At 72.8% G+C, this 11,300-nt stretch carries 10 protein-coding genes and 1 other annotated feature (1 of these 11 cut by a window edge); of the genes, 2 read left to right on the plus strand and 8 right to left on the minus strand.

From position 1 onward, the window contains the following. Positions 1 to 623 (minus strand) — a sequence feature (16S ribosomal RNA rRNA prediction is too short) (it extends 207 nt beyond the left edge of the window). A 659-nt stretch (positions 624 to 1,282) separates the two neighbouring features. The 8 genes from FRCN3DRAFT_RS0239270 to argC all read right to left on the minus strand — a co-directional run bounded on the left by FRCN3DRAFT_RS0239270 (position 1,283) and on the right by argC (position 10,047). Continuing rightward, positions 1,283 to 1,957: a DNA-3-methyladenine glycosylase gene (locus tag FRCN3DRAFT_RS0239270; RefSeq protein ID WP_007520002.1), complete on the minus strand. Its 675-nt coding sequence runs from the start codon at positions 1,955 to 1,957 to the stop codon at positions 1,283 to 1,285. Continuing rightward, entirely contained in the window at positions 1,942 to 3,426 is a 1,485-nt protein-coding gene (argH, locus tag FRCN3DRAFT_RS0239275) for an argininosuccinate lyase (RefSeq protein ID WP_007520004.1), read from the minus strand. Before argH ends, FRCN3DRAFT_RS0239270 begins: the two co-directional genes overlap by 16 nt. A 142-nt stretch (positions 3,427 to 3,568) precedes the next feature. Continuing rightward, positions 3,569 to 4,189: an arginine repressor gene (gene argR, locus FRCN3DRAFT_RS0239280; RefSeq protein ID WP_007520005.1), complete on the minus strand. Its 621-nt coding sequence runs from the start codon at positions 4,187 to 4,189 to the stop codon at positions 3,569 to 3,571. Positions 4,190 to 4,297: 108 nt separating this feature from the next. Continuing rightward, entirely contained in the window at positions 4,298 to 5,287 is a 990-nt protein-coding gene (argF, locus tag FRCN3DRAFT_RS0239285) for an ornithine carbamoyltransferase (protein WP_007520006.1), read from the minus strand. Between the two features lie 61 nt (positions 5,288 to 5,348). Further along, the gene (locus tag FRCN3DRAFT_RS0239290; protein ID WP_051467664.1) at positions 5,349 to 6,500 is read right to left on the minus strand and encodes an acetylornithine transaminase; all 1,152 of its coding nucleotides are present in this window, start codon (positions 6,498 to 6,500) and stop codon (positions 5,349 to 5,351) included. A 56-nt stretch (positions 6,501 to 6,556) separates the two neighbouring features. After that, positions 6,557 to 7,600 carry an acetylglutamate kinase gene (argB, locus tag FRCN3DRAFT_RS48515; protein ID WP_007520009.1) on the minus strand — a complete coding sequence of 348 codons (1,044 nt, stop codon included), beginning with the start codon at positions 7,598 to 7,600 and terminating at the stop codon, positions 6,557 to 6,559. Positions 7,601 to 7,740: 140 nt separating this feature from the next. After that, positions 7,741 to 8,898 (minus strand): bifunctional glutamate N-acetyltransferase/amino-acid acetyltransferase ArgJ, encoded by a 1,158-nt coding sequence (gene argJ, locus FRCN3DRAFT_RS0239300; protein ID WP_007520010.1) that lies wholly within the window; start codon positions 8,896 to 8,898, stop codon positions 7,741 to 7,743. A 69-nt stretch (positions 8,899 to 8,967) separates the two neighbouring features. Beyond that, the gene (gene argC / locus FRCN3DRAFT_RS0239305) at positions 8,968 to 10,047 is read right to left on the minus strand and encodes an N-acetyl-gamma-glutamyl-phosphate reductase (protein WP_007520012.1); all 1,080 of its coding nucleotides are present in this window, start codon (positions 10,045 to 10,047) and stop codon (positions 8,968 to 8,970) included. 136 nt (positions 10,048 to 10,183) lie between these two features. Between argC and FRCN3DRAFT_RS0239310 the strand changes: the two genes are divergently transcribed. Both FRCN3DRAFT_RS0239310 and FRCN3DRAFT_RS54595 read left to right on the plus strand, forming a co-directional pair. Beyond that, the gene (locus FRCN3DRAFT_RS0239310; protein ID WP_232794395.1) at positions 10,184 to 11,026 is read left to right on the plus strand and encodes an MbnB/TglH/ChrH family RiPP precursor modification enzyme; all 843 of its coding nucleotides are present in this window, start codon (positions 10,184 to 10,186) and stop codon (positions 11,024 to 11,026) included. Next, positions 11,023 to 11,289, plus strand: a complete 267-nt coding sequence (locus FRCN3DRAFT_RS54595; RefSeq protein WP_007520015.1) for a hypothetical protein — start codon at positions 11,023 to 11,025, stop codon at positions 11,287 to 11,289. Before FRCN3DRAFT_RS0239310 ends, FRCN3DRAFT_RS54595 begins: the two co-directional genes overlap by 4 nt. Positions 11,290 to 11,300: the final 11 nt, after the last annotated feature.

Here is an 11,300-nt window from a genome sequence, read left to right on the forward strand (position 1 = left end):
TCCCCTACCGGACTCTAGCCTGCCCGTATCGACTGCAGGCCCGGGGTTGAGCCCCGGGTTTTCACAGCCGACGCGACAGGCCGCCTACGAGCTCTTTACGCCCAATAATTCCGGACAACGCTTGCACCCTACGTATTACCGCGGCTGCTGGCACGTAGTTGGCCGGTGCTTCTTCTGCAGGTACCGTCACTTGCGCTTCGTCCCTGCTGAAAGAGGTTTACAACCCGAAGGCCGTCATCCCTCACGCGGCGTCGCTGCGTCAGGCTTTCGCCCATTGCGCAATATTCCCCACTGCTGCCTCCCGTAGGAGTCTGGGCCGTGTCTCAGTCCCAGTGTGGCCGATCGCCCTCTCAGGCCGGCTACCCGTCGTCGCCTTGGTAGGCCATTACCCCACCAACAAGCTGATAGGCCGCGGGCCCATCCCAAGCCAATAAATCTTTCCACACCACCAGATGCCCAAAGGTGTGAATATCCGGCATTAGCCCCGGTTTCCCGGAGTTATTCCAGAGCCTGGGGCAGGTTGCCCACGTGTTACTCACCCGTTCGCCGCTGACCCGAAGGTCCGCTCGACTTGCATGTGTTAAGCACGCCGCCAGCGTTCGTCCTGAGCCAGGATCAAACTCTCCATCGATGCTTTAAACTCCCTCGATGGGAGAAACCCCGGCAAAATATGGACACAGATCCGTAGATCGTCCATCAAATGCCAAAGGAACCTTACAAACCCCCACAGACAACACCACCAACCCGGCATCAAACCAGACCAGCAGCGCCACCCGCGGAACGGGGTATTTATGGCACTGACTTCTATGGCACGCTGTTGAGTTCTCAAGGAGCGGACGCATAAACCGGATCCACACCAACGGTGTGGGGTGCCGGCGCTTCGACTCGCTGATCCAAAAGATCATATGGATCGTGTCAGCTTGCTCCGATTTCTCGGTAGCCGCCACGTCCGGCGTCCCTATCGGGACACTCCCGGCACCGCTGGTCAGATCCTCGCGAGCCTCACAGGTGGGGCTCCGCGTTCCGCCCGGCTTGGTGCCGTGAGGAGAACATTACGGTCGACCAGCGGCAAGCGTCAAACGCAGAGGCCCTAAATCGATGTGAGCTGCGTCACATCGTCGACGTCGCGACTGGACGATGTTGGCTGATATGGGAGTCTGGTTGGCCGGGCTTGCTTCCGGTTCCGCTGCCACAGCGGGGCTTCAACGGCTTGGCCGGGCTTCGACCGGCTTCGGCCCGTCGCCCTGCTCGCGCCTCTCGTCGAACGCCCGGTTCGCGCCCCTCATCGAGCTGCCGGCCCGCCCGGATCGGGTCGCGGGGCCGAGGGGTGGCGCCCAGGCCGGGCGCCGCTCACCGTCGGATGCCCCGCCAGCCACAACCGCCACGGCACGTCGCGCGCCGTGCGTATGCCGACGCGTGGCCCCGTCAGCACGCTCCCGATCTCACGGCTCTCGCCGTAGCCCTGGTCCCGCTCGACGGTGATCGGGCCACCGCCGGTGACGGGCGATCCGGTCAGCGAGCCGTCGACGCCCAGGGCACGCGCCAGGCGGCCGGGGCCACGGGCGAGGTCCCGGTCGCTCAGCCGAGGCGCCCCCGCCCGCGCCGCCGCGAGCCCGTCCACGACCTCGCCTGCGCGCACGAGCACCGCGGCCGCCATGCCGGGTGGCCCGCAGACGAGGTTCAGGCACCAGTGCATGCCGTAGATGAAATACACGTATGCCCGTCCCGCCGGTCCGAACATCACGGCGGACCGGGGCGTCGGCCCGCGCGCGGCGTGCGAGGCCGGGTCGTCCGTCCCCCCGTAGGCCTCGACCTCAGTAAGCCGCACGGACACCTGCCCGTGCCGGATCGTGGCGCCGAGCAGGTCCCGCGCGACGGCCAGCACAGGCCGGACGTAGAACTCCTCCGGCAGCGGCTGACCGTCCCGTGATCCCGGGCCGGTCAGCCGACGCCCCACTTCCGATCGGCGCCGAGCGCGCCGCGCAGGGCCACGACCTGGTCGCGCACCCGCGCCGGCGCGGTCCCCCCGGGCGCCGACCTGGCGTCGAGCGCCCCGGCGACCGACAGCACCGTCCGCACGTCCGGCGTCAGCTCGGGGCTGATCTCGGCCAGCCGCTCGTCGGAGACCTCGTGCAGGTCGACCCCCTCGACCACGCACCAGGCGACCAGGGCACCCACCGCCTCGTGCGCCGACCGGAAGGGCACCCCACGGCGGACGAGGTACTCGGCCACGTCGGTGGCCAGCGAGAAGCCGTCCGGCGCCGCCGCGGCGAGCCGCTCGGCGCGCACCTTCATGGTCGCCACCGTCCCGGTCACCGCCGGCAGCACGACGAGCAGGGTGTCGACGGCGTCGAACACCGGCTCCTTGTCCTCCTGCAGGTCTCGGTCATACGCGAGCGGCAGACCCTTCAGGGTCGCCAGCAGGCCGGCCAGGTTGCCGATGAGCCGGCCGGACTTGCCCCTGGCCAGCTCGCCGACGTCGGGGTTCTTCTTCTGCGGCATGATCGAGCTGCCGGTGGCGAAGGCGTCGTCCAGCTCCACCCAGGCGAACTCCCGGCTGGTCCACAGCACCAGCTCCTCGCCGAGCCGGGACAGGTGCACGCCGATCATCGCCGCGACGAACAGGAACTCGGCGGCGAAGTCGCGGTCGGAGACGGCGTCGATCGAGTTGGCGAACGCCCGGTCGAAACCGAGTTCCGCGGCGACGCCCTCGGGGTCCAGCGGCAGCGACGAACCGGCCAGGGCGCCGGCGCCGAGCGAGCAGACCGCCGCCCGCCGGTCCCAGTCGCGCAGCCGGTCCACGTCGCGGACGAACGCGTGCACATGGGCGAGCAGCTGATGGCCGAAGGAGATCGGCTGGGCGTGCTGCAGGTGGGTCATCCCGGGCGCCGGCGTGTCGACGTGCGTCTCCGCGACGTCGACGAGGGCCTCGGACAGGCCGGTCACCGCCACGGCGACCTGGCGGGCGGCCGCGCGCAGGTAGAGGCGCAGGTCGGTCGCGACCTGGTCGTTGCGGCTGCGGCCGGCGCGCAGCTTGCCCCCGAGGGTGCCGAGCCGTTCGATCAGGGCGCGCTCGAGCGCGGTGTGCACGTCCTCGTCCTCGACGGTGGGCAGGAACCGCCCGGCCTCGACGTCGGCGGCGACCTCGTCGAGCGCGCCGAGCATCGCGGCGAGCTCGGCGTCGTCGAGCAGCCCGGCGCGGTACAGGACCCGGGCGTGTGCCTTCGACGCGAGCAGGTCGTACGGGGCGAGCCGCCAGTCGAAGTGCACGCTCACCGAGAGTTGCGCGAGCGCCTCGGCCGGCCCGCCGGCGAACCGTCCGCCCCACAGCCGCAGCGGCGCTCCCCCGGCCCCAGCCTCACCGGCCTGGCCAGCGAGGCCGGCCTCTCGTGCCGTCGCGCCCGGGCTGTCGCCGGTCGTCTCCACCTCAGTTGCTCCCTACGTCCACGCGACTGCCCTGCGTCGCGGTCTCGTCTGTGTCTCGCGGTGTGTCGTCTCACGGTGTGTCTCACGGCGCGCGTGTCCGCGGGCGCCGGGTCTGGCACGGGTCGGACCGGCCGACGACGTGTCAGGCCGGTCCTGCTCGTACTGGCGGATCGTCCTCGTCGTCCCCGCCGAGCCGGCCACGGCCCTCGGCTAGCCCGAGCAGCCGCCCGGCCAGCCGTGGCCCGCTCGGCGCGGAGGCCACCGTCGGCTCGAGCCCGTCCGGGTCGACGCCGGCGGGCCGAACGTGAAGGTGCGCCGGCGCGAGCGCCCGGCAGACGACGAGAACCGTGTCATCGCCGGCGATGGTGCCCATGACCTCCGGCAGCGCGGCGCGGTCCAGCGCCGACGCGAACAGCTGCGCGGCGCCCGGCGGGGTGCGCAGCACGACGAGGTCGCCGTTGGCCTCCGCCGAGACCAGCAGGTCCTCGCACAGCCGGGACAGCGGCAGCCGGACCGTCTCCGCCGGCGCCAGGCCGGGATCAACCGTGTAGACGAGGGTGCCGTCCTGGCCGCGGACCTTGGTCGCGCCCAGCTCCTCCAGGTCGCGCGAGAGCGTCGCCTGGGTCACCCGGACGCCCTCGGCCGCGAGCAGCCGGGCGAGCTCGGTCTGGGAGCGCACCGGGTGCGCCGCGACCAGCGCCGCCAGCCGGGCCTGCCGGGCGCGTTTGGTCAGCGGCGCCGCCGGCCTCGTGCCCGATGTCATAACACCCCTGTGGTCGTCACGATGAGGGTTCGGTCGCGGGGGACCCCGCCGCGACGATGGAGAGTGGCGCGGGGCGAGGCCCCGTGCCCGGGAGGGCGTTTCCAGCGGTCAGACGGCCGCCCCGGCGATGGTCGTGGCCGGCGCGGCGTCGTGGGAGCCGCCCGCGCCGCCCTGGTGAGCGAACAGGAAGCCGAGCAGCGCCTTCTGGGCGTGCAGCCGGTTCTCGGCCTGGTCGAAGACCACCGAGCGCGGGCCGTCGATCACGGCGCCGGCGATCTCCTCGCCGCGGTGCGCCGGCAGGCAGTGCATCACGATCGCGGACGGCCTGGCCGCGGCGAGAAGCGCCTCGTTGACCTGGTACGGCCGGAAGGCGTCGACGCGACCGGCGGCGTTCGCCTCCTGGCCCATGGACGTCCAGACGTCGGTGTAGAGCACGTCGGCGCCGTCGGCCGCCGCGCGCGGGTCGGTGAGGACCTCGACGGCCCCACCGGTACTCGCGCCGATCTCGGTGGCCTGCCGGACGACATCAGGGGCCGGCTCCATGCCCGGCGGGGTGGCGACCCGGACCCGCATCCCGGCCGTCGCCCCGGCGAGCAGCAGCGAGTGCGCGACGTTGTTGCCGTCACCGACGTAGGTGAGCGTCACCCCGGCGAGCCCGCCGAACACGCCGCGGATCGTCTGCAGGTCGGCGAGCGCCTGGCAGGGATGGGTGAAGTCGGACAGCGCGTTGACCACCGGCACGGAGGCGGCCGCGGCCATCCGGTCGGCCCGCTCCTGGCCGAAGGTGCGGATGACGATCGCGTCGACGTAGCGGGACAGCACCCGCGCCACGTCCTCGATGGTCTCGCGCTGTCCCAGCTGGACCGTGTTGGCGTCCAGGACGACCGGGTGGCCGCCGAGCTCGGCGACGCCGACCTCGAACGACACCCGGGTGCGGGCCGACGGCTTCTCGAAGATCAACGCGACCGACGCGCCGGCCAGCGGGCGGGCGACGGCCGGGGATCGCCGCGTCGCCTTGAACCGGTCGGCGGAGTCCAGCACCAACGCCTGCTCGGCGGGCGTCAGGTCGCTGTCCAGGAGAAAGTGGCGGATCGTCATGGGCTGACCTTACGGTTCTGGAGCCGGCGGACCGCCGGTCGAATCCTGGCCCCGGCGGGCATCAGGCGCCCTGTTCCGCCGCGGCGGCGGCGATGCCGGGCAGGGCGGCGAGGAAGGCGTCGACGTCGGCCTCGGGGAGCACGAGCGGCGGGGCGAGCCGGACGGTGTTCGGCGCGATCCCGTTGACCAGGAACCCGGCGGCGCGGGCCGCCGCCTCGAAGGCACCGGCCGTCGGCGTCGTCAGCTCGATCGCCCACCACAGCCCCATGCCGCGCACGCCACCGATACCGGGGACGCGGGCGTCCGCCGCCGCCCGGATTCCGGCCGCGAGCCGCGCGCCGACCCGGGTCGCCGACGCCAGCAGCCCCTCGGACTCGATGGTGTCGAGGACGGCGAGTGCCGCCGCGCAGACGACGGGGCCGCCGCCGAAGGTGCTGCCGTGCTCGCCGGGGCCGAGCAGGCTGCCCGCGGGCCCGATGCCGATGCAGGCCCCGATGGGCAGCCCACCGGCCAGCCCCTTGGCGAGGGTGACGACGTCCGGCAGGACGCCCTCGTTCTGGTGGGCGAACCAGGCACCGGTCCGGCCGATGCCGCTCTGGATCTCGTCGAGGATGAGCAGCGCCCCGGTCTCGTCGCACAGCGCCCGCGCGGCGGCCAGGTAGCCGGGAGGGGGCGGGATCACGCCCGCCTCGCCGAGCGTCGGCTCCAGGAACACCGCCGCGGTGCGCTCGCTGATCGCCTCCTTCAGGGCCGCGACGTCGCCGTAGGGGACGAAGCGGGCGCCGGGCACCAACGGCTCGAACGGCGCGCGCTTGCCGGGCTGGCCGGTGATCGAGAGCGCTCCGAGCGTCCGGCCGTGGAACGACCCATCGGTCGCGATGATCTCCGTCCGACCGGTCTTGCGGCTGATCTTGATGGCGCACTCGTTGGCCTCGGCGCCGGAGTTCCCGAAGAAGATCCGCGCGTCCGCCCCCAGCAGCGCGACCAGCCGCTCGGCGAGCAGCACCTGCGGCTCGTTGACGTACAGGTTCGACGTGTGGCAGAGCCGCGAGACCTGGCTGGTGACGGCGGCGGCGACCGCCGGGTGGCCGTGGCCGAGCACGGACACGGCGATCCCGGCGAGCAGGTCGACGTACTCGTTCCCGTCGACGTCCCACACCCGGGTGCCCTCGCCGCGCGTGAGCGCGACCGCCGGGCGGCCGTAGGTGCCCATGATGACCTTGTCACGCCGGTCGAACAGGTCGGCCACGGCGGTGGGGGCGATCTGGCTCACTGGGGACCTCCGGACGGGCTGGTCAGGGTCGACGGGGTCGGCGCGAACGCGGAGGGCGCGGCGGGCTGGCCGGCGACGGTGGCCGCCCCCACGATGTCGGACTGCTTGGCGGCAGGGGTGATCAGGGTGCCGACGCCCTCGTCGGTGAAGATCTCCAGGAGGACGGCGTGCGGCACCCGGCCGTCGAGGACGTGCGCCTGCGGCACACCGCCCTGGACGGCGCGCAGGCACGCCTCCATCTTCGGGATCATCCCGGCGGTGAGGCTCGGCAGCATCGCCTCCAGCTCGGTGGCGTCCAGCTCGCTGATCACCTCGTCCGAGTTCGGCCAGTCGGCGTAGAGGCCGTCGACGTCGGTGAGCACGACGAACTTGGCCGCGCCGAGGGCGACGGCGAGCGCCGCGGCCGCGGTGTCGGCGTTGACGTTGTAGACGCCGCCGTCCTCGCCGCGGGCGACCGTCGCCACCACCGGGACCTTGCCAGAGTCGAGCAGCGCGTTCACCGTCTCCGGGGCGACCTCGACGACGTCGCCGACCAGGCCGATGTCGACCTCCTCGCCGTCGACGATCGCGCCGCGGCGCCGGGCGGTGAACATGTTCGCGTCCTCGCCGGACAGGCCCACGGCGAACGGGCCGTGGTTGTTGACCAGGCCGACCACGTCCCGGTTCACCTGGCCGACGAGCACCATCCGGACGATCTCCATCGTCTCCGGAGTGGTGACCCGCAGGCCGCCGGTGAACGTGGACTCCACCCCCAGGCGGTTCAGATGCGCGGTGATCTGCGGGCCGCCGCCGTGCACGACGGCGACCCGGATCCCGGCGAGCCGCAGGAAGACGACGTCCTCGGCGAACGCCTCGCGCAGCGCCGGCGTCGTCATCGCGTTGCCGCCGTACTTGATGACGACGGTGGCGCCGTGGAACCGGGCGAGCCAGGGCAGCGCCTCGACGAGCACCCGGGTCTTCGGCAGCGCCGCGTGCCCGCGCGCCCCCGCCGGACCGCCCGTCCGCCCCGCCGCGCCGTCAACGCCGTTAGCGACCGTCATGACCCCTTCTTCCAAAAAATACTGTTCTCCGAGAACCCGTTCTCCGCGCCGACCCCGCGTCTTCGCGGAGTCCGGCACGGCGCAAGGCCGCGAGCGAAGCAAAGCGGACTTGTGACGGGCCGGACGGAGCGAACCATCAATCAGGTCGAGTAGGCGGAGTTCTCGTAGACGTAGCCGTCCGTCAGGTCGTTGGTCCAGATCGTCGCCTCGGCGCCGCCCGCGTGCAGGTCGGCGATGATGGCGATCCCCCGGCCGGAGAGGTCGACGAGGTCACGCGACTCGCCGGGCGCGCCGGCCCGGCAGACCCAGACGCCGTTCATCGCGACGTCGAGCTCGTCGGGCTCGAAGGCGGCGCTGGTGGTGCCGATCGCGGCGAGCACCCGGCCCCAGTTGGCGTCCTTGCCGTAGAGGGCGCACTTGAGCAGGTTGTTGCGGGCGATGGCCCGGCCGACCTCCAGCGCGTCGTCCTCGGTCGCCGCGCCGGTCACGGTGATCGCGATGTCCTTCGTGGCGCCCTCGGCGTCGCCGATCATCTGCTTGCCGAGGTCCATGCAGACCTCGGTGACCAGCGCCGTGAGCTCCTCCTCGGGCAACGTCACGCCGGAGGCGCCGGAAGCGAGCAGCAGCACGGTGTCGTTGGTGGACAGGCAGCCGTCGGAGTCGATCCGCTGGAACGTCAGCCGGGTGGCCTCCAGCACCGCGCGGCCGAGCGTCGCCGCGTCCGCGACCGCGTCGGTGGTGACGACGACGAGCATCGTCGCCAGGGACGGAGCGAGCATCGCCGCCCCCTTGCCCATGCCGCCGACCGTGACCGACCCGTCCGCCGACGTCCGGACCGCCTGCTTGCTGATGGTGTCGGTCGTCCGGATCGCCTCGGCGGCGGCCGGGCCGCCCTCGGCGGACAGCTGCGGAACGGTCCGCGTCACGCCGTTGAGAAGCAGGTCCATCGGCAGCCGGACGCCGATCAGGCCGGTCGAGCAGACCCCGACGTCGCCGGCGCCGATCCCGAGCGCCTTCCCGACGTGCTCGGCGGTGTGATGGGTGTCCGCGAACCCCTCCGGCCCGGTGCAGGCGTTGGCGCCGCCCGAGTTGAGCACGACCGCGCGCAGCCGCCCGTCGGCCAGCGCCTGGCGGGTCCACTGGACGGGCGCCGCCTGCACCCGGTTGGTGGTGAACACGCCGGCCGCGGCGTCCGACGGCCCGTCGTTGACGACGAGCGCGACATCCGGACGCCCGGACGGCTTCAGGCCGGCCGCGACACCTGCGGCCTTGAAGCCCTTCGGGGCGGTGACGCTCACGTTCGTTCCTCATTTCTTCGGGCACGCGACGATGGCGCCGCCTCGCGCGGGGAAAACCGGGATGTCAGGTCAGGGGGCGAGGCCGGTGACGGGCAGGCCCGTGGTCTCCGGCAGGCCGAGCATCAGGTTGGCGCACTGGATGGCCTGGCCCGCGGCGCCCTTGGTGAGGTTGTCGATCGCCGAGACGACGACCACCCGGCCGGCCTCCTCGTCGACCGTGGCCTGCAGGTGGACGGTGTTGCTGCCGAGGGTCGCCGACGTGCGGGGCCAGCGGCCGGCCGGGAGCACCTTCACGAACGGCTCGTCGGCGTAGAACGCGCGCAGGATCCCGGTGACCAGGTCCTCGTCGAACCCGAGGCCCACCCCGAGCTCGTCCGTGCCGGCCTTGGCCGACGGGCGGGCGGTGCAGGTCGCGAGGATGCCGCGCGGCATCGGGGCGAGCGTGGTGGTGAACGACAGGCGGACCGCCGCGGCCGGCGCGGGCGCGGTGGCGGCGACCCTGGTCAGCGTCTGGACGATCTCCGGACGGTGCTGGTGGCGGCCGACCTTGTAGGCGGTGACGTCGCCCATGACCTCGGAACCGAGCAGGTTCACCTTGGCCGACCGGCCGGCGCCGGAGGTGCCGCTGGCCGCGACGGTGACCAGGTCGGACGGGTCGATGACGCCGGCGATGATCAGTGGGGCGTAGGCCAGCGCGACCGCCGTGGGGTAGCAGCCCGGGGCCGCGACGCGGCGCGCTGCGGCGATCTCGGCGCGTGCGCCGGGGATCTCCGGCAGGCCGTAGGTCCAGTTGCCGGCGTGCGTGCCGCCGTAGGCCTTCGCCCAGGCCGCCGGGTCGGCGAGCCGGAAGTCGGCGCCGAGGTCGACGATCCTGACCTCCGCCGGGATGGTCGCGGCGACGGCCGCGGACTGGCCGTGCGGTAGAGCGAGGAAGACCAGGTCGGCGCCCGCGGCCACGGCCGTCTCGGTGTCGACGAAGGCCTGGCCGGCCAGGTCGGGCAGGTGCGGGTGGATCTCGGCGATGTCCTGGCCCGCGTTGCTGTGCGCCGCCACCGCCCCGATCTCGATCTCCGGGTGCCCGAGCAGGAGGCGCAGGAGCTCCCCGCCGCCGTACCCGCTGCCGCCGATGACCGCCGCTGTCATGCCCATGGCCGCAATTCTATGCACGCATCCGCATGAACATCCAGCCCCTTTTTCATCCCGCCAGACCGTGGGCACGCGGACGGTCCGGTCGGGTCGCGGACAGGACGGCGTCGGTGGGGTTGGCCGCTGCAACGATCGAGTCATGACGATGACGGCACTGGCCGGATTCGGAGTGGGATGGCGGCCCGAGCTGGCCGCGGCCCTCGCGGAGCGCACCGACCTCACGTTCGTCGAGGTGATCGCGGAGAACGTCCCTCTCGACCGGCACGGACGGCCACCGCGGTCCGGATCGGCGGCGACGGATCTGGGCGTGCCCGTGGTCCCCCATGGCATCGGGCTCTCCCTCGGTGGCGCCGAGCCGCCCGACCCGGCCCGCGTGCGCCGGCTCGCCGCCGTCGCCGAGGCCGTCGGGGCGCCCCTGGTCAGCGAGCACGTCGCGTTCGTTCGCGCGGACGGCCACGAGGCCGGGCACCTGCTGCCCGTCCCGTATACCCGCGACGCGCTGGACGTGCTGGTCGCCAATGTCCGGATCGCGTGCGCCGAGCTGCCCGTACCGCTGGCGCTGGAGAACCCCGGCGCGCTGCTGCGCTGGCCGGACGACGAGCTCACGCCCGCCGACTTCCTCGCGGAGCTGGTCGAGCGCACCGACGCCCACCTGCTCGTCGACGTCGCCAACTTCCACGGCGACACGGTCAACCACGGCCTCGACCCCGCCGCCACCTTCGACCGACTGCCCTGGGAACGGGTCGCCTACCTGCACGTCGCCGGCGGCGTGATTCAACACCACCGCTACCACGACACCCACCTGCACCCGGTCGGCCCGGCGCAGCTGGAACTGTTGGCCGAGGCGGTCCGGCGGCTCCCACCGGGGCGGGCCGCCTACCTGCTCGAACGCGACGGTCACTACCCCCCGGTGGCCGAGTTCCACGCGGAGTGCGACCGCGCCGTCATGGCCGCGACCAACCCCGAAAGGCGGGTGTCATGATCGGCACGATCGAGATCCTGATCGTCATCGCGGTCCTGGCCGGGGGCGTGGCCGCCGTGCGGCTGCTGCGCGCCACCGTGTACGGCCGGCGGCCGTCCCGTCGCCGGTGGGGCGGGTCCGGCGGCGACTACGGCGGCTGCGGCGACTCCGGCGGGAGCAACCACGGCGGCGGCCACAGCCACGGCGGCGATGGCCACGGTGGTGGCGGCCACAGCTGCGGCGGCGGAGGCGGGTGTGGTGGAGGCGGCTGTGGCGGCAGCTGAGGCACGCGACC

Origin of the sequence: Pseudofrankia saprophytica (assembly GCF_000235425.2) — a bacterium.
GTDB classification, from domain to species: domain Bacteria; phylum Actinomycetota; class Actinomycetes; order Frankiales; family Frankiaceae; genus Pseudofrankia; species Pseudofrankia saprophytica.

Bases quoted from the DNA above. Each gene is read 5' to 3' on its own strand.
- argR (WP_007520005.1), bottom strand. From the start codon at position 4,189: ATGACATCGGGCACGAGGCCGGCGGCGCCGCTGACCAAACGCGCCCGG.
- argF (WP_007520006.1), bottom strand. From the start codon at position 5,287: ATGACGATCCGCCACTTTCTCCTGGACAGCGACCTGACGCCCGCCGAG.
- FRCN3DRAFT_RS0239290 (WP_051467664.1), bottom strand. From the start codon at position 6,500: ATGGGCACCTACGGCCGCCCGGCGGTCGCGCTCACGCGCGGCGAGGGC.
- argB (WP_007520009.1), bottom strand. From the start codon at position 7,600: ATGACGGTCGCTAACGGCGTTGACGGCGCGGCGGGGCGGACGGGCGGT.
- argC (WP_007520012.1), bottom strand. From the start codon at position 10,047: ATGGGCATGACAGCGGCGGTCATCGGCGGCAGCGGGTACGGCGGCGGG.
- FRCN3DRAFT_RS0239310 (WP_232794395.1), top strand. From the start codon at position 10,184: ATGACGATGACGGCACTGGCCGGATTCGGAGTGGGATGGCGGCCCGAG.
- FRCN3DRAFT_RS54595 (WP_007520015.1), top strand. From the start codon at position 11,023: ATGATCGGCACGATCGAGATCCTGATCGTCATCGCGGTCCTGGCCGGG.